Here is a 15,712-nt window from a genome sequence, read left to right on the forward strand (position 1 = left end):
CCGCGTAGAATCCGAGGGACGCATCACTCGATCGGAAGGGGCAGCGGTGGATCCGCTCGACATCGCCCGCTGGCAGTTCGGCATCACGACCGTGTACCACTTCCTCATGGTCCCGCTCACGCTGGGCCTGGGAATGACGGTCGCGATCCTGCAGACCCGCTGGGTCCGCACGGGCGACGAGCGGTTCCTGCGCATGACGAAGTTCTGGGGGAAGCTCTACCTCATCAACTTCATCCTGGGCGTGGCCACGGGCCTCGTGCAGGAGTTCCAGTTCGGCATGGCGTGGAGCGAGTACTCGCGGTTCGTCGGCGACGTGTTCGGGGCCCCGCTCGCGCTCGAGGGCCTGCTCGCGTTCTTCGCCGAGTCGACCTTCCTCGGCGTGTGGATCTTCGGCTGGGGCCGCCTGCGCAAGGGCCTGCACCTCATGGCGCTGTGGATCGCGGTGATCGGCTCGTGGGTCTCGGCGTACTTCATCATCGTCGCCAACTCGTGGATGCAGCACCCGGTGGGCGTCGAAATGGGCGCCGACGGCCGCCCCGTCATGACCGACATCTGGGCGGTGCTCACGAACAACACCGCGCTGGCGGCCTACACGCACACCCTCTTCGGCTCGCTCATCGTGGGCGGCATGTTCCTGCTCGGCATCAGCTGGTACCACCTGTGGCGCCGCCGCCACGACGGCATCGACACCGTCGACGCGAACGGCTTCGTCGTGGTCGGCTCGGCGCCGAGCGTGACGGGCCGCGACGAGAAGGATCACGGCGTGTGGTTCACCTCGCTGCGCTTCGGCGCGGTGGTGGCGATCGTCGGCTTCCTCGGCACCGGTCTCACCGGTCATTGGCAGGGCCAGCTCATGTACGAGCAGCAGCCGATGAAGATGGCCTCGGCCGAGGCGGCCTGCCACACCGGATCGTCGTTCTCGATCCTCTCGATCGGCGACCCCGGCACCACCGACTGCGAGGACGTCGTCACCCTCATCGAGGTCCCCGGTCTGCTCGGCTTCCTCGGCACCAACGAGTGGGGCGCGGAGATGCCCGGCATCAGCGACCTCGAGGTGCAGTACGTCGACCAGTACGGCGAGACGATCCCCGACGACGCCCTCTACGGCGAGCACGCCGGCGCGGAGGTGCAGTACGTGCCGCCGATGTGGGTCACCTACTGGGCGTTCCGCCTCATGATCGGCCTGGGCGGCATCGTCGCGTTCGCCGCCGTGGTGGCGCTGTGGCTGACGCGCAAGGGCACCGTGCCGGCGTCGAAGGGGATCATGCGGCTCGCGCTCGTCGGGATCATCGCGCCCTTCGCCGGCAACATCGCGGGCTGGATCTTCACCGAGATCGGCCGGCAGCCGTTCACGGTCGCGCCCAACCCCGACCCGTCGGGCGTGGACGGCGTGTTCATCTTCACCGCCGCGGCCGTCTCGCCCGGGGTGACCGCCGGCGAGCTGCTCTTCTCGGTCATCTCGCTCACCGCGATCTACGGCGTCCTCGCGGTGGTCGAGATCGGCCTGCTCACCAAGTACGTGCGCGGCGGCGTGGTCTCGGCCATGCCCGAGCTCGCCCCGCACGACGATGACCCCGACGACCCGACCGACCGCGAGCGGCGAGACGACGTGCTCGCGTTCGCCTACTGATCCGGACTGCGAAGGAGAACGATCATGGAACCGCTTCCCGTCGTCTGGTTCATCGCGATCGCGGTGCTCTGGGTGGGATTCCTGCTGCTCGAGGGCTTCGACCTCGGCGTGGGCATGCTGCAGCTGTTCTCGGCGAAGGACGAGGGCGAGCGGCGCACGATGATCAACACGATCGGCCCCGTGTGGGACGGCAACGAGGTGTGGCTCATCACCGCCGGTGCCGCGATCTTCGCGGCGTTCCCGCTCTGGTACGCCTCGCTGTTCAGCGCGCTCTACCTGCCCCTGACGATCACGCTGCTCGGGCTCATCCTGCGCGCCGTGGCGATGGAGTGGCGCGGCAAGGTGCACTCCGATCGCTGGCGCGCCGTGTGGACCCGCGCCCTCGGCTGGGGATCGCTCGTCGTGGCGTTCTGCATCGGCGCGGCCCTGGCGATCACCTCGACGGGGCTGCCGCTCGATGCCAACGGCGATCGCGTCGGCCACCCCTTCGTCTGGCTGACCGTGCCGGCCATCCTCGGCGGGCTCGGCGTGGTCGGGTTCGCGCTCGTGCACGGATCGACGTTCCTCGCGCTGAAGACCGACGGTGCCATCCGCGAGCGGGCCGCGCGGTTCTCGGCCACGTGGGCGCCGCTGCTGCTCGTGCCGTGTGCGCTGTGGGCGCTGTGGGTGCAGTTCACCCACGACGGCGGCACGATCCTCTCGTGGGCGCTCGTGGCGCTGGCCGTGGCGAGCCTCGGGTTCGGCTGGGTCTCCGCCCGCGCGCGGCGCGAGGGCAGGGCCTTCCTCGGCTACGCCGGGTTCGTGCTCTTCGGTGCCGGCGCGATCTTCGCCGGCATGTTCCCCTACGTGCTGCCGTCGACGCTCGACCCCGCCAACGGGCTCACGGTGTGGAGCGCCGCGAGCGGCAGCTACACCCTCACGGTGATGACCGTCGTCGCCGCGATCGGCCTGCCGATCGTGATCGTCTACCAGGCCTGGTCGTACTGGGTGTTCCGTAAGCGCCTCTCGCCCGGCATGATCCCCGACGCACACGACTTCATCCCGGCCGTGCTGCGCGAGAAGTCGTCGCGGTAGATTCGGCGCAGCCATGGCAGGAGCGCTCGTCGGCCGGGGTGGGCGCGGGGAACGCAGCGGAGACGGGTCGAGCAGAGTGAGCGCAGCGAACGGCGCGGAGACCGCGGGGCGCGATCCGTGGGCGGCCCCCGCCCCCGCCCGCGCATCCGCGCGCCCCGACCTCGGCCCCGTTCCGCCGGTGCGGCTGCTGTGGCTGGGGCTGTTCGCGGTGCTCAAGGCCGTGGGGCTCGTGCTCGTGGCGGATGCCGTCGCGCGCGGCATCGCCGGGCTGCAGGCCGGCGACGTCGACGCGCGGCTGATCCTCCTGCTCGGCGCGAGCGGGGCGCTGCTGCGCGCCGTGGCCGGCTGGGCCACGCAGGTGGCAGTGCAGCGGGTGGCGATCGCCGTCAAGCGCGATCTGCGGGCGCGGTTGTGGCGGCGCATCGCGGCCGGCGGCGCGGATGCGGCCGGTGCCGAGAAGCAGGGCGGCGTGATCGTGCTCGCCTCGGAGGGCCTGGACGACCTCGACGACTACTACACGCAGAGCCTGCCGTCGATGATCGGCGCTGTCGCGATCCCGATCGTCATCGGGCTGCGGATCCTCGGCGCGGACTGGGTGAGCGCGCTGATCGTGGTGCTCACCGTGCCGCTCATCCCGGTGTTCATGATCCTCATCGGGCGGCACACGCAGGAGCGGACCGACGAGGCCACGACCGCCCTGACGCGGCTGGCCGATCACCTCACCGAACTGGCGCGCGGGCTGCCCGTGCTCGTGGGCCTGGGCCGCGTCGAGGAGCAGACCCGCTCGCTCGACGGGATCCAGCGGGAGTACCGCGAGCGCACGCTCGGCACGCTGCGCACCGCGTTCCTCTCGGCGCTCGCGCTCGAGCTGATCGCCACGCTCTCGGTGGCCGTGATCGCCGTGTTCCTGGGCCTGCGCCTGCTCTACGACACGGTCACGCTCGAGCCCGCGCTGCTCGCGCTCATCCTCGCACCCGAGATCTACGCGGCGCTGCGCGACGTGGGCATGGCGTTCCACGCGTCGCAGAACGGCCTGTCGGCGCTCACGCGGGTGACGGCGCTGCTGGGCGAGCCCGGGCGCCGGGACGTGCGCGTGGATCGGCTCGAAGCGGCCCGGCTCGGCTCCGCGCTGCGCGCTCCGCTCGACGAGCGGCCAGCCCCCCACGAGTCGTCGAGCGAGCGAAGCGAGCCGAGACGGGTTGAGCGAAGGCGCGTCAGCGCCGGAGTCGAAACCGACGCGCCCCGCGCCGACGTCCGCATCCGCGACCTCTCCATCCGCTACGCCGGGCGCCCCTCCCCCGTCATCGAGGGCCTCGACGCCGACCTCGACGGCATCGTCGCCGTCACCGGGCCGAGCGGGTCGGGCAAGTCGACCGTGCTCGCCGCGCTCACGGGATCGCTGCCCGCCGACGCCGAGATCGACGGCGCGATCGAGGGCGTCGACCCGGCCTCGGTGGCGTGGTCGCCGCAGGCGCCGCGGCCCTTCGCCGCCACGCCCCGCGCGGAGCTCGCGCTCTACGGTGCAACCGACCCGGACGCGGCGCTCGCGGAGCTCCGGCTCGGCCACCTCGCCGATGCCGCCGTCGCCGAGCTGAGCCCCGGCGAGCAGCGGCGCCTGGCCGTCGCCCGCGCCCTCGCGCGGGTCGACGACGGCGCCACGCTTCTCGTGCTCGACGAGCCGACCGCGCATCTCGACACCGCCTCGGCCGACCGGGTCCGCGCCGCGATCCGTCGCCGCGCCGACCGCGCCACCGTCGTGCTTGCCACCCACGAGCCCGAGACCCTCGCCCTGGCCACGCGCACGGTGCCGATCGGTGCGGCCGGTCTCGACTCCGCGCTTCGCGCTCCGCTCGACCCGTCTCCGCTCCGCGGCGCCGCCGCTGCGGTCGACGATCCCGAACCCGCGGCTCGTCGAGCGAGCGAAGCGAGCCGAGACGGCTTGAGCGAGGAGCGCAGCGACGAGTCGAAAGCTTGCGCCACGCTCGCAAGCGTGATCTCCCCCGCCCGCTGGCGCTGGATCGGCGCGATCCTGCTCGGCCTCGTCGCGACGGGAATGGGCCTGTCGCTCACGGCGGTGTCGGGCTGGCTCATCGTGCGGGCGAGCGAGGAGGAGTACATCATGTACCTCCTCGTGGCGATCGTCGGGGTCCGCTTCTTCGGGATCGGGCGGGCCGTCGGGCGGTACGTGGAGCGGCTGTCGACGCACGATGCCGCCTTCCGGGTGATCGATGCCCTCCGCGTGCGACTGTGGCGGGCGATCGCGTCGCGCGGCGCCGGGTCGCGGCGGCTGCTCGAGGGCGGCACGCCCGTGGACTACCTCGTCACCCTGGCCGACGAGCTGCGCGACCAGCTGCCGCGCGCGCTGCCGCCGATCGCGATCGGGGTGCTCTCGATCGCGGGCATCACCGCGGCGACGTGGTTCGTCGCGCCGCCGCTGACGGCGGCCGTGGGCGCGACGCTGACGCTCGCGGCGGTGATCGGCGCGGCCCTCGCGCTCACGGCCGAGCGCGGTGCGGGCGCCGCGGGCGTGCGGGAGCGCTCGGCGATCGTGCGGGGCACCGCCGCCCTCGCGCACGCGGCCGACGACCTCCGCGGCAACGGCGCGGCTCCGGCCGCCCTCGCGCGGCTCGACGCCGCGGCCGAGCGCCTGGCGCGCGCCGAGCGATCGGCGGCCTGGGGATCCGGCCTGGGCCTCGCGGTCGCGACCTTCGCCATGTCGCTGCTCGCGGCCGCGGCCGCGGTTCTCGCCCCCGGGCTGCCCGCCGAACAGGTCGCCGTCGTCGCGCTGCTCGCCCTCGCCGCGCTCGAGCCGATCGGCGCACTGATCGGGGCGGTGCACCGCCTGCCCGTGCTCCGCGCGGTGCTCGCCCGCCTCGGCCCGGTGCTCGAGCCGACCCCGCCGGCCCTCACCGGTGACCGCGAGCCGGCCGATCCGGTCCGCATGCTCGAGCTCGATCGCGTGGCCGTCCGCTACCCCGGCACCGCTCGTCCGGTGTTCGAGGACCTGTCGGGCCGGGTCGCCGCGGGCGAATGGCTCGTGCTGCACGGCCCCAGCGGGTCGGGCAAGTCCACGCTGCTGTCGGTGCTCCTGGGCGCGCTGCCCGCCGCGGCCGGCGAGGTCCGCGCCGACGGCACGCCGCTGCCCCTGCTCGACGCCGACGCGTGGCGCACGCGCGTGGCGTGGTGCCCGCAGGAGGCGTACGTGTTCGACTCGACGCTGCGGGGCAACCTGCTCCTCGCCCGCGACCGATCCGATGCCCCGAGCGACGCCGACCTGCGCGCGGCGCTGACGCGCGCCGGGCTCGGCGAGCTGCTCGCCGCGCTGCCCGACGGCCTCGACACCCGGGTCGGACCGTCCGGATCCGCGCTCTCGGGCGGCGAGCGCCAGCGCCTCGCCGTGGCGCGCGCGCTCCTCAGCCGCGCCGGCGTGCTGCTGCTCGACGAGCCAACGGCGCACCTCGACGCCCCGACGGCCGCGGCGATGATGGGCGACATCCGCCGCGCCTCGAGCGAGCGCATCACCGTGCTCGTCTCGCACCGCGCCGCGGACCTCGCCCCGACCGATCGGGTCATCCGCCTGGGCTGAGCGCTCCCGAGACGCTCGCGCCTACGCTGTGGTCATGAGCGCGGTGTCGGGACGACGGGTGCTGCTGGCCGGCGGCACGAGCGAGGCGGGATGGGCGGCCGCGCGGCGGCTGCGCGAGGCGGGAGCCCACGCGATCGTCGCCGGGCGCAGCGCCGACAAGCTTGCCGCCTTCGCCGACGAGGGCTTCGACACGTTCGCCATGGACCTCACCGACGAGGCCGCGGTCGATCGACTGGCGACCGACCTCCGCGAGATCGACGGCGTGCTGCACCTCGTGGGCGGCTGGCGCGGCGGCGGGGGCATCCCTGGCCAGACCGACGCCGACTGGGCGGTGCTCGAGAGTTCGCTGACCGCGTGGCGCCACGTGTCGCGCGCGCTCTGGCCGCAGCTGATCGCCTCGCCCGCCGCCCGCCTGGCGGTGGTGTCGTCGACCGCGGTCGCCCGCCCGCTCGCCGGCGGCGCGAACTACGCCGCGGTGAAGGCCGCCGCCGAGGCCTGGACCCGTGCCCTCGCCCACGGCTTCGCCAAGCACTCCCGCGACGCGCAGGCCGAGCAGACCGGCGCCGCCACGATCTTCCGCGTCACCCAGCTCGCGGGCCTCGAGGATCGCCTCGCGACGGAGTTCGCCGCCCTGTGGGACCGCCCCGCGACCGAGGTCAACGACGCGGTGATCGACCTGCGCTGAGGACCTGGGCCCGCTCTCGACTCGTCGCTGCGCTCCTCGCTCGAGCCGTCTCCGCTCGCTCCGCTCGGTCGACGAGCCGTACGCGGTCACGGCACGTCACGCGGCACACGCCACACGGCTCGTCGACCGGAGCGTCCCCCTGCACCGACCGGCCGCTCCGCTCTCGACTCCGCTGCGCTGCGCTCGAGCCGTCTCCGCTCGCTTCGCTCGGTCGACGAGCCCGCCGGGGTCACGGCACGTCACGCGCCACACGCCACACGGCTCGTCGACCGGAGCGGCGCAGCCGCGAAGCGGAGACGGGTCGAGCGCAGCGGCGAAGCCGCGGAGTCGAGGCCGGGGCGTCAGGCGCGGCGCTCCAGGGCGCGGCCGACGGCCGCGGCGGCGATCGCGAGGAGCGTGACGCCCGCCATGCCGATCACGGTCGGCAGCGCGGTGCCGCTGCCCCACAGGCCCCCGATCGGCGAGACGACCGCCGCCACGCCGAACTGGAACAGGCCCAGCGCGGCGGAGCCCGCGCCCGCGGCGATCGCGGCCCGCCGCAGGGTGAGGGCGGATCCGTTGCTCATGCCCATGGCGCAGCCCGCCTCGAAGACGCACGTGAGCACGATCCACGCCCACAGCGACAGGCCGCCGGCCAGGGTGATCGCCACGAGCGCCAGCGCGCTGACAAGCGAGAGCCCCTGCCCGATCCGGATCATCGCGTGCGCGCCGTGGCGGCGCACGAGGCGTCCGTTGAGCAGGCCGCCGAGGACGAAGGCGATCGAACTGGCGACGAACGTGAGCGAGTACACGAGCGTCGACTCGCCCAGCACCCGCTGCACCACGAACGACGACGAGCCGAAGTACACCATCATCGCGCCGTACGACAGGGCGTAGGCGAGCGCGAAGCCGAGGAAGGCGCCGTCGCGGGCGAGCAGCCCGAGGTTGCGCAGCAGCGCGCCGATCCGCGCCGGGTGCCGGCGCTCGCGGGGCAGGCTCTCGGGGATGCACAGCAGCGCGACGACGAACATCGCCGTCGCCACGGTCGCCAGGCCGACCAGCGCCAGGCGCCAGCCGCCCCACTGCGTGAGCACGGCGCCGAGCGGGCTGCCGAACACCGGCCCGAGGCCCATCATCGCGATGAGGATGCTGATGCCGCGGGCCGCCCGCTCGCCCTGCTCGAGGTCGGCGACGATCGCCCGGGCCAGCGCGGCACCGACCGATCCCGTGAGCCCCTGGAGCAGCCGCAGCGCGATGAGCCACTCGATCGTGGGCGCGGCGGAGGCGGCGAACCCGACGAGCGAGAACAGGCCCAGGGCGATGACCAGCGTGCGGCGGCGGCCGAGGGCGTCGGAGACGGTGCCCACCGCGAACTGCCCCCCGGCCGCGCCGATGAGGAACGCCGTGAGCGTGAGCTGCACGGCCGCCTCGGTGATGCCGAGATCGGCCTGCAGGCTCGGGAACGACGGCAGGTAGAGGTCGGTCGAGACGGCGCCGGCCATGCCGACGAAGCCGAGCGCGGCGATCAGTCCCGGGGTGAGGCCCGGGCGGGTCGCCGCGCCCGGACCGTCAGCCGACGCGGGTGTCATCCGGGCGGAAGCCCTGCTTCGCGAGCTGGATCTGCTCGTACACGTGGTGGCGCAGCTCGGTGAATCGCGGCAGCGCGCGCGTCTCGAGCTGATCGCGCTGCTCGGGCAGGTCGATCACGAGGTCTTCCTGCACCACGGTGGGCGACGAGGAGAGGATGATCACGCGGGTGCCGAGGTAGACCGACTCGTCGATGTCGTGCGTGACGAACAGCACCGTCACGCCCAGGCGCTCGCGGATCGAGCGGACGAGGTCCTCCAGGTCGGCGCGGGTCTGCGCGTCGACCGCGGCGAAGGGCTCGTCCATGAGCAGCACCTCGGGCTGGTACGCGATCGCGCGGGCGATCGCCACGCGCTGCTGCATGCCGCCCGACAGCTGCCACGGGTACTGCCGCGCCGCGTGGGTCAGACCCACGCTCTCGAGCGCCTCGGCCACGAGCTCGCGGCGCTTGGCCTTCGCGACGCCCGCGTTCTTCAGCGGCAGCTCGACGTTGTCGGCCACGCGCAGCCAGGGGAACAGCGAGCGGCCGTACTCCTGGAACACGACGGCCATCTTCTTCGGCGGACCGGTGACCTTCTTGCCGTCGAGCGTGACCGTGCCGCTGGTCGGCTCCAGCAGGCCGGCGATGCACTTCAGCAGCGTCGTCTTGCCGGAGCCCGACGGCCCCACCAGGCACACGAGCTCGTTCTTGCCGAGGTCGAAGGTGAGGTCGCGCACGGCCTCGATGCCGCCGCCGTCGGTCTCGTACACCTTCTTCACGCCGCGGACCGAGAGCAGCGCCTCGCCCTCCGGCAGCGTGCGGCCCTTGCCCAGGCCGGCGGTGATGTCGATGTCAGGAGCCATTCTCGATGTCCTTCAGTCCGTAGTACCAGCGCAGGAGGCGGCGCTCGACGAGCTTGAACAGCATCGAGACCGCGAAACCGATGAGTCCCAGCAGCACGATGCCCGACCACATCGGGGCGATCGCGAACCGGCGCTGGAACTCGATGATGGAGAAGCCCAGACCGGACGACGAGAAGAACATCTCGCTGATCACCATGAGGATGATCCCGATCGGCAGGGCCTGGCGCACGCCCGCGAGGATCTGCGGGGCGGCGGAGGGGACCACCTGGTAGCGCAGGCGGTTGAACCCGGAGATGCCGTAGGAGCGGCTGGTCTCGGTCTGCACGGAGTCGGCGGCGCGCACGCCCTCGATCGTGTTCAGCAGCACCGGCCAGATCGCGCCCAGCACGATCACGGCGACCTTCATCTCGTCGCCGACGCCGATGATCAGGCCGAGGATCGGGATGAGGATCGGCGGCGGCACGGCGCGGAAGAACTCGAAGGCGGGCTCGGTGAGCGAGCGCAGCGTGAGGTTGAGGCCGACGCCGAGGCCGATGACGATGCCCAGGACGATCGCCAGCGTGGTGCCCACGACGAACCGTCCGAGGCTCGGCAGCACGTCGGTGAGGAGCTTGTCGCCCATCCAGGTGTCGATGAACGTCGTCACCAGCGGCACGGGCTTCGGCACGAACGGGCTCGTCGAGCCCTGCGACAGCACCCACCACAGCGCGATGAGGACCAGGGGCAGGCCGAGCGCGTACGCCACGGCGACCAGCGGCTTGCGCATCACGCCTCCCCTCGAACGGACTGGTGCCACGACAGCAGGCGGCGCTCCCCGAACCGCACCGCGAGGTTGATGATCACGCCGAGCAGCCCGGTCGCGATCACGAGCGCATAGGTGGACTCGTAGAGGCCGGCGTCGCGCGAGAGCGCGACCTCGCGGCCGAGCCCGGCCAGGTCGCCGCCGATGACGAGCTCGGCGGTGATCGTGAGGATCAGCGCCACCGCCGACGCGAGACGGACGCCCGTGACCAGGTACGGCAGCATCGTGGGGAACACGACGTCGCGCACCCGCTGGATCCACGAGAACCCGTAGCTGCGGGCCGTCGCCATGGCGACCGAGTCGACGTCGGCGACGCCGTAGAGCACCTGCACGAAGATCTGCCAGAACGCCCCGTACACGACGATCAGCAGGCTCTGCTGCAGCGGCACCGCGAACACGAGGGTCGCGAGCGGGATCAGGCCCACCGACGGGATCGGCCGGAGGAACTCGACCGTCGACCGGGTCAGGCGCGTCAGGAACGGCGAGAGCCCGATGACGACGCCGAGCGGTGCGGCGATGAGGAAGGCGATGAGCATGCCGAGCGCCCACGTGCCGACGGTGGCGCCCACCGCCGACCAGAAGCCGGTCAGCGTGGCGTTCACGCCCAGCTGCGCCAGCGCGGCCGTCGCCGGCGGGAAGTACCGCGGATCGATGATCCCGGTGCGCGAGACGATCTCCCACACCGCGAGGAGGATCAGGATTCCGGCGAGGCCGAGGAGCAGGCGGCGGGGCCTGTAGGCCCGCCGCCTGCTCCGGCGCTGCGCCGTCTGGACGACACGGGTGACCGTGTCGGGTGCAGCAGTCACGTCGACATGCTCCGTTCGGGTCGAGCGGGCGGGTGTTACTCGGCGATCACGACGTCGAGGTCGGGCTCGCTCTCGATGAAGCCGTACTCGGCGGCCAGCGCGCTGAGGTCGGTGATGACCTGCGGGTCGAGCTCGCCCGAGAGGCGCTCGAGGCGCAGCTCGAGGGCCGTGGCCTCCGGCATGCCGGTGAACTCCGCGATGACGGCGGCGAAGCCCTCCGGGTCGCCGTTGACGGTCTCGAGCACGTCGGTGATCGCCGAGCGCCACTTCTCGAGCGTCTCGGTGTCCTCGACGACCGCGCCGGAGGCGAAGGTCACCATCGTGGGCAGGCCCGGCAGCGAGTTCTGGTTGGGGTAGCCGACGACCGTGTACTCCTCGGGCTGCGTGAGCGCGCCGCCCAGGAACGGCTCGGGGATCCACACGGCGTCGACGTTGCCGGCGTCGAGCTGCGCGAGCGCGTCGGGGAACGCGATCTCCGAGAAGTTCACCGCGTCGGGGTCGCCGCCGTCCTGGGCCACCGAGTCCTTGATCGTCAGGTCGCCCTGGGTGTTGACGGCGTTGACCGAGACGGTCTTGCCCTCCAGGTCGGCCCAGGTCGTGATGCCCGAGTCGGCCTTCGCGACGACGGCGTTGATGTCGTCGCCCTCCTCGAGCGAGAACGAGTAGCCGCTGGTGATGCGCACGTCGATGCCCTGGCTCGCGGCGGTGAGCACCGAGAGCGGGTTGCCGACGCCGAAGTCGATCTGGCCGGTCGAGACGGCGGGCAGCATGGCGGCGCCGCCCTGGGCGATCGAGGTCTCGACGTCGAGGCCGTGCTCTTCGAAGATCCCGTTCTGGATGCCGTACTCCACGGCCGCGGAGGGGGCGATCGTGAGCAGGCCGACGGTGATGGGGGTGAGCTCCTCGGAGCCGCCGCCGGCGGACTCACTGGGGGCGCCGCCGCTGGGCGAGCCGGAGCTGCAGGAGGCGAGAAGGAGGCCGGCCGCCGCGAGGGCGCCGATCGTTGCTGCGATACGGAAACGAGCCATGGCTCAGAAACTCCTTTGTGACTGAGAGCACCCGCTGGTTGCGGGCCGGGTGCGTTCATTCAACGACAACACGTTGAATGTGTCAATGATTGTGATCGCCCGGTGACCTTCGGCGATCCGCGCGGGTCAGGCGGGGAACGCGACCCGGTCGATGAGCTTGCGCAGCATGGCGCGCTCGGCGTCGTCGAGCACCCCGAAGACCTCGCGCTCGGCCTGGCGCACGCGTGCGCCCGCGGTCGCGAACAGCCGCGCCCCGTCGACCGTGGCGGTGACGACCTTCGCGCGGCGATCGCTGGGATCGGTCTCGCGCTCGACGAGGCCGCGCGACTGCAGGTCGTCGACGAGCGCCACCACCTGACTGGGGTCGAGCCGGAGGTACTCCGCGATCTCGCGCTGCGAGGGCCGGTGGTCGCTCAGCGCCAGGGCGAGCACCGAGTACGAGCGCGGCTTGAGACCGAACGGCCGCAGCGCGGCGGAGGCGGCCTCGAGCGAGACGGCGTTGGCGCGCGCGAGAAGGAAACTCAGGTCGTCGATGACCGCGCCCATTGTCGTCTGCGCCATACGAAGACGATACCCTTCCACGCCCCGGGATCAATCGTTGACATTCTCAAGGGAATGCGCTGTCATGGTCACGGCCACGGAAGCGTGGATCTGATCACGAGGGAGTGTCTCCATGTCGCTGCAGGGCAAAGTCGCCATCGTCACCGGTTCGGGCCGCGGGCTCGGCCTGGCCTACGCCCAGGAGCTGGCGCGCCAGGGCGCGTCGGTGATCATCAACGACGTCGACGAGGCCACCGCCGCCGAGGCCGTTGCCTCGATCGAGCAGGCGGGCGGCACCGCGAGCGCCGTCGTCGCGCCGGTCGGCCCCACCGAGACGGCCAAGAAGCTCGTCGACGCCGCCTACGACACCTACGGCGGCCTCGACATCGTCGTGACGAACGCCGGCGTGCTGCGTGACACCGTGACGTGGAAGATGAGCGACGAGGACTTCGACCTCGTCATCAACGTGCACCTGCGCGGCACGTTCACCGTGGTGCGCGAGGCGGCCACCCGCATGCGCGAGGCCGGCACCCCCGGCCGCATCATCTGCATCGGCTCGCCCACCGGTCAGCGCGGCAACTTCGGCCAGACCAACTACGCCGCCGCCAAGGCCGGCATCGCCGGCATGGTGCGCACGTGGGCGCTGGAGTTCAAGAAGGCCGGCATCACCGCCAACGTCGTCATCCCCGTGGCCGCCACGGCGATGACCGCGACGGTCCCCTACTTCGCCGCCGCCGTCGAGGCCGACGCGAAGGGCGAGCCCATGCCGTCGTTCTTCCGCCACGACCTCGGCTTCGGCACCGCCGCCGACGTCGCCGGGCTCATCGCCTACCTCGCCTCGGACGAGGCGTCCGGCATCACGGGTCAGGCGATCGGCATCGGCGGCGACCGCCTGCAGCTGTGGTCGCACCCCGAGCCCGTCGCCACGGCGTATCGCGACGGCGGCTGGACCTACGAGTCGCTGCGCGAGGGCTTCGCCGAGGCCGTCGGCGAGCTGCAGAGCGTGGGCGAGACGTTCCCGCCGCTGCCCGAGGAGCTGCAGCCCCGCCCCCAGGCCTGATCCTTCACGTGAGCAACGGAGCCACACGATGACCCGCTACGAAACCGCCATCGACCTCGCGGCGATCGACGCGATCGACGTGCACGTGCACATCGAGGTCGACGATCACGGCCACTCGTCGCTTCCCGCCGACCTGCAGGAGGCCGCGTCGAAGTACTTCCGCGCCGACGGGCCGCGCCCCGACATCGACGGCGTGGCCGAGTACTACCGCAGCCGGCGCATGGCGGCGGTGGTGTTCACGGTCGACGCGACGACGAACTTCGGCCACGCGCCGCTCTCGATGGACGAGATCGTCGACGGCGCCGCCCGTCACGCCGACGTGCTGATCCCCTTCGGCTCGGTCGACCCGAACCGCGAGGACGCGCTGGACGAGACCCTGCGGCTCATCGATCGCGGCGTGCGGGGCTTCAAGTTCCACCCCACGGTGCAGGCCTTCCGTCCCGACGACGAGCGCTTCGCCGCGCAGTACAAGGCGATCGAGGACGCGGGGCTCGTGGCGCTGTTCCACACGGGTCAGACGGGGATCGGCGCCGGCATGCCCGGCGGCCGGGGCATGCGGCTGTCGCTGTCGAACCCCATGTATCTCGACGCCGTGGCCGCGGACTTCCCCGACCTGCAGATCATCATGGCCCACCCGTCGGTGCCGTGGCAGGACGAGGCCCTGTCGGTCGCCACGCACAAGCACAACACGTGGATCGACCTGTCGGGGTGGAGCCCGAAGTACTTCCCCAAGGAGCTCGTGCGCTACGCCAACTCCCTCATCAAGGACCGCGTGCTGTTCGGCTCGGACTTCCCGCTCCTCACGCCGGACCGGTGGATCGGCGATGCCGAGAAGGCCGAGCTGTTCAAGCCCGAGGTCCTGCCCGGCATCATGAAGGACAACGCGGCGCGGCTGCTGGGGCTGTCGTGACCGAGACGCTCGATCCGGTGCTCGGCCGCTACGGCTTCGACCGGCACCTGAGCGAGCCGGCCCGCGCGGTGCTGGCCGAGATGGTCGCGCAGGCCGAGTCCCGCATCCGGCCCGTGATGAACGACGCGTGGGAGCGCGCCGTGATGCCCGACGAGGTGCTGGGCACGCTCGTGCCGCTGAACCTCATGGAGCCCGCCGGCGTCAGCGCCGAGGAGGCGGACTCCAGCATGTTCGCCGGCTTCCGCAGCTTCCACCTGGCGCGCATCGACGCCTCGGTCGCGACGATGTACAACGCGCAGGCGGGACTGTTCCGCGCGGTCGCCCGCCACGGGTCCTCGCCCGAGCAGGCCGCGCAGTGGGACCCGAAGGTGCGCCGCTTCGACATGAAGGGCGTGTTCGCGCTCACCGAGCCCGAGCACGGCTCGGACATCGCGGGAGGCCTGGCCACCCGCGCGCGCCGCGAGGGCGATGAGTGGGTCATCGACGGCGCCAAGCGCTGGATCGGCGGCGCCGACACGGCCGACGTGATCGCGGTGTTCGCGCGCGACGAGGCCGACGACCAGGTCAAGTGCTTCCTCGTGGACCGTCACGCCGAGGGCGTCGACATCGAGGTCATCGGCGGCAAGGTGTCGCTGCGCCCCATGCAGAACGCGCACATCACCCTCACGGGGGTGCGGGTGCCCGAGGCGATGCGCGCGCAGGGCGTGAATTCGTGGCGCGACGTCGCCGCGCTGCTGCGGCGCATGCGCTCGGACGTGGCGTGGATGGCGGCCGGCGTCGCCGCCGGCGCCCTCGATGCGGCCGTGCGCTACACGCGCGAGCGCACGCAGTTCGGGCGCCCGATCGCGAGCTTCCAGCTCATCCAGGAGAAGCTCGCCCGCATGCTCGGCAACGCCGTCTCGTGCGTCGCCCTCACCGTCGCGCTCTCGGCCCACCAGGACGCCGGCGTGTGGAACGACGAGAACTCGGCCCTGGCCAAGATGGTCACCGCCGAGCGGGCCCGCGAGAACGCCGCGCTGGCCCGCGAGGTGATGGGCGGCAACGGCATCCTGCTCGAGCACGACGCCGCCCGCTTCTTCGCCGACGCCGAGGCCATCTATTCGTACGAGGGCACCCACGAGGTGAACGCCCTCATCGTCGGGCGCTCGCTCACGGGCGCCTCCGCATTCGTCTGAACACCCG

The 15,712-nt window shown here is 72.3% G+C and carries 13 protein-coding genes; 7 read left to right on the forward strand and 6 right to left on the reverse strand.

The genetic code is table 11. The annotated features are described in order from the left end of the window. Window positions 1-46 precede the first annotated feature (46 nt). The 4 genes from E3O41_RS12815 (at window position 47) to E3O41_RS12830 (ending at window position 6,975) form a co-directional block, all read left to right on the forward strand. Window positions 47-1,630, forward strand: a complete 1,584-nt coding sequence (locus E3O41_RS12815) for a cytochrome ubiquinol oxidase subunit I (protein WP_067026890.1) — start codon at window positions 47-49, stop codon at window positions 1,628-1,630. A gap of 24 nt (window positions 1,631-1,654) precedes the next feature. Then, complete coding sequence (cydB, locus tag E3O41_RS12820) at window positions 1,655-2,704, forward strand: cytochrome d ubiquinol oxidase subunit II (RefSeq protein WP_135012552.1); 1,050 nt, start codon at window positions 1,655-1,657, stop codon at window positions 2,702-2,704. Window positions 2,705-2,780: 76 nt separating this feature from the next. Then, the gene (gene cydC / locus E3O41_RS12825) at window positions 2,781-6,290 is read left to right on the forward strand and encodes a thiol reductant ABC exporter subunit CydC (protein WP_162303974.1); all 3,510 of its coding nucleotides are present in this window, start codon (window positions 2,781-2,783) and stop codon (window positions 6,288-6,290) included. 34 nt (window positions 6,291-6,324) lie between these two features. Next, window positions 6,325-6,975: an SDR family NAD(P)-dependent oxidoreductase gene (locus E3O41_RS12830; protein ID WP_067026892.1), complete on the forward strand. Its 651-nt coding sequence runs from the start codon at window positions 6,325-6,327 to the stop codon at window positions 6,973-6,975. Window positions 6,976-7,316: 341 nt separating this feature from the next. On the opposite strand, the gene E3O41_RS12835 is transcribed toward E3O41_RS12830, so the two are convergent. The 6 genes from E3O41_RS12835 to E3O41_RS12860 form a co-directional block, all read right to left on the reverse strand. After that, the gene (locus E3O41_RS12835) at window positions 7,317-8,543 is read right to left on the reverse strand and encodes a multidrug effflux MFS transporter (protein ID WP_067026894.1); all 1,227 of its coding nucleotides are present in this window, start codon (window positions 8,541-8,543) and stop codon (window positions 7,317-7,319) included. After that, entirely contained in the window at window positions 8,524-9,384 is an 861-nt protein-coding gene (locus tag E3O41_RS12840) for an ABC transporter ATP-binding protein (protein ID WP_083990979.1), read from the reverse strand. The genes E3O41_RS12835 and E3O41_RS12840 overlap by 20 nt, the downstream gene beginning before the upstream one ends. Next, on the reverse strand, window positions 9,374-10,150 hold the full coding sequence (locus E3O41_RS12845; RefSeq protein WP_067026896.1) for an ABC transporter permease: 777 nt from the start codon (window positions 10,148-10,150) through the stop codon (window positions 9,374-9,376). The genes E3O41_RS12840 and E3O41_RS12845 overlap by 11 nt, the downstream gene beginning before the upstream one ends. Further along, a complete protein-coding gene (locus tag E3O41_RS12850) occupies window positions 10,150-10,992 on the reverse strand; it encodes an ABC transporter permease (RefSeq protein WP_135012556.1) in 843 nt (280 codons plus the stop codon). The genes E3O41_RS12845 and E3O41_RS12850 overlap by 1 nt, the downstream gene beginning before the upstream one ends. 35 nt (window positions 10,993-11,027) lie before the next feature. Then, window positions 11,028-12,020 (reverse strand): ABC transporter substrate-binding protein, encoded by a 993-nt coding sequence (locus E3O41_RS12855; RefSeq protein ID WP_067026898.1) that lies wholly within the window; start codon window positions 12,018-12,020, stop codon window positions 11,028-11,030. Window positions 12,021-12,146: 126 nt separating this feature from the next. Next, window positions 12,147-12,581, reverse strand: a complete 435-nt coding sequence (locus E3O41_RS12860) for a MarR family winged helix-turn-helix transcriptional regulator (protein WP_067026900.1) — start codon at window positions 12,579-12,581, stop codon at window positions 12,147-12,149. Window positions 12,582-12,693: 112 nt separating this feature from the next. Between E3O41_RS12860 and E3O41_RS12865 the strand changes: the two genes are divergently transcribed. From E3O41_RS12865 to E3O41_RS12875, 3 genes are read left to right on the forward strand one after another with little or no spacing between them, the layout of a single operon-like run. Next, on the forward strand, window positions 12,694-13,620 hold the full coding sequence (locus E3O41_RS12865; RefSeq protein ID WP_067026903.1) for an SDR family NAD(P)-dependent oxidoreductase: 927 nt from the start codon (window positions 12,694-12,696) through the stop codon (window positions 13,618-13,620). 28 nt (window positions 13,621-13,648) lie between these two features. Continuing rightward, window positions 13,649-14,530: an amidohydrolase family protein gene (locus E3O41_RS12870; RefSeq protein ID WP_135012558.1), complete on the forward strand. Its 882-nt coding sequence runs from the start codon at window positions 13,649-13,651 to the stop codon at window positions 14,528-14,530. Further along, window positions 14,527-15,705: an acyl-CoA dehydrogenase family protein gene (locus E3O41_RS12875; protein ID WP_425325887.1), complete on the forward strand. Its 1,179-nt coding sequence runs from the start codon at window positions 14,527-14,529 to the stop codon at window positions 15,703-15,705. Before E3O41_RS12870 ends, E3O41_RS12875 begins: the two co-directional genes overlap by 4 nt. The last annotated feature ends 7 nt before the right edge of the window (window positions 15,706-15,712 follow it).

The organism is Microbacterium sediminis (assembly GCF_004564075.1).
GTDB lineage: Bacteria > Actinomycetota > Actinomycetes > Actinomycetales > Microbacteriaceae > Microbacterium > Microbacterium sediminis.

What these genes read in the sequence shown, in the direction of transcription:
- cydB (WP_135012552.1), top strand. Translation starts at nt 1,655, where the DNA reads ATGGAACCGCTTCCCGTCGTCTGGTTCATCGCGATCGCGGTGCTCTGG.
- E3O41_RS12830 (WP_067026892.1), top strand. Translation starts at nt 6,325, where the DNA reads ATGAGCGCGGTGTCGGGACGACGGGTGCTGCTGGCCGGCGGCACGAGC.
- E3O41_RS12835 (WP_067026894.1), bottom strand. Translation starts at nt 8,543, where the DNA reads ATGACACCCGCGTCGGCTGACGGTCCGGGCGCGGCGACCCGCCCGGGC.
- E3O41_RS12840 (WP_083990979.1), bottom strand. Translation starts at nt 9,384, where the DNA reads ATGGCTCCTGACATCGACATCACCGCCGGCCTGGGCAAGGGCCGCACG.
- E3O41_RS12845 (WP_067026896.1), bottom strand. Translation starts at nt 10,150, where the DNA reads ATGCGCAAGCCGCTGGTCGCCGTGGCGTACGCGCTCGGCCTGCCCCTG.
- E3O41_RS12855 (WP_067026898.1), bottom strand. Translation starts at nt 12,020, where the DNA reads ATGGCTCGTTTCCGTATCGCAGCAACGATCGGCGCCCTCGCGGCGGCC.
- E3O41_RS12860 (WP_067026900.1), bottom strand. Translation starts at nt 12,581, where the DNA reads ATGGCGCAGACGACAATGGGCGCGGTCATCGACGACCTGAGTTTCCTT.
- E3O41_RS12865 (WP_067026903.1), top strand. Translation starts at nt 12,694, where the DNA reads ATGTCGCTGCAGGGCAAAGTCGCCATCGTCACCGGTTCGGGCCGCGGG.
- E3O41_RS12870 (WP_135012558.1), top strand. Translation starts at nt 13,649, where the DNA reads ATGACCCGCTACGAAACCGCCATCGACCTCGCGGCGATCGACGCGATC.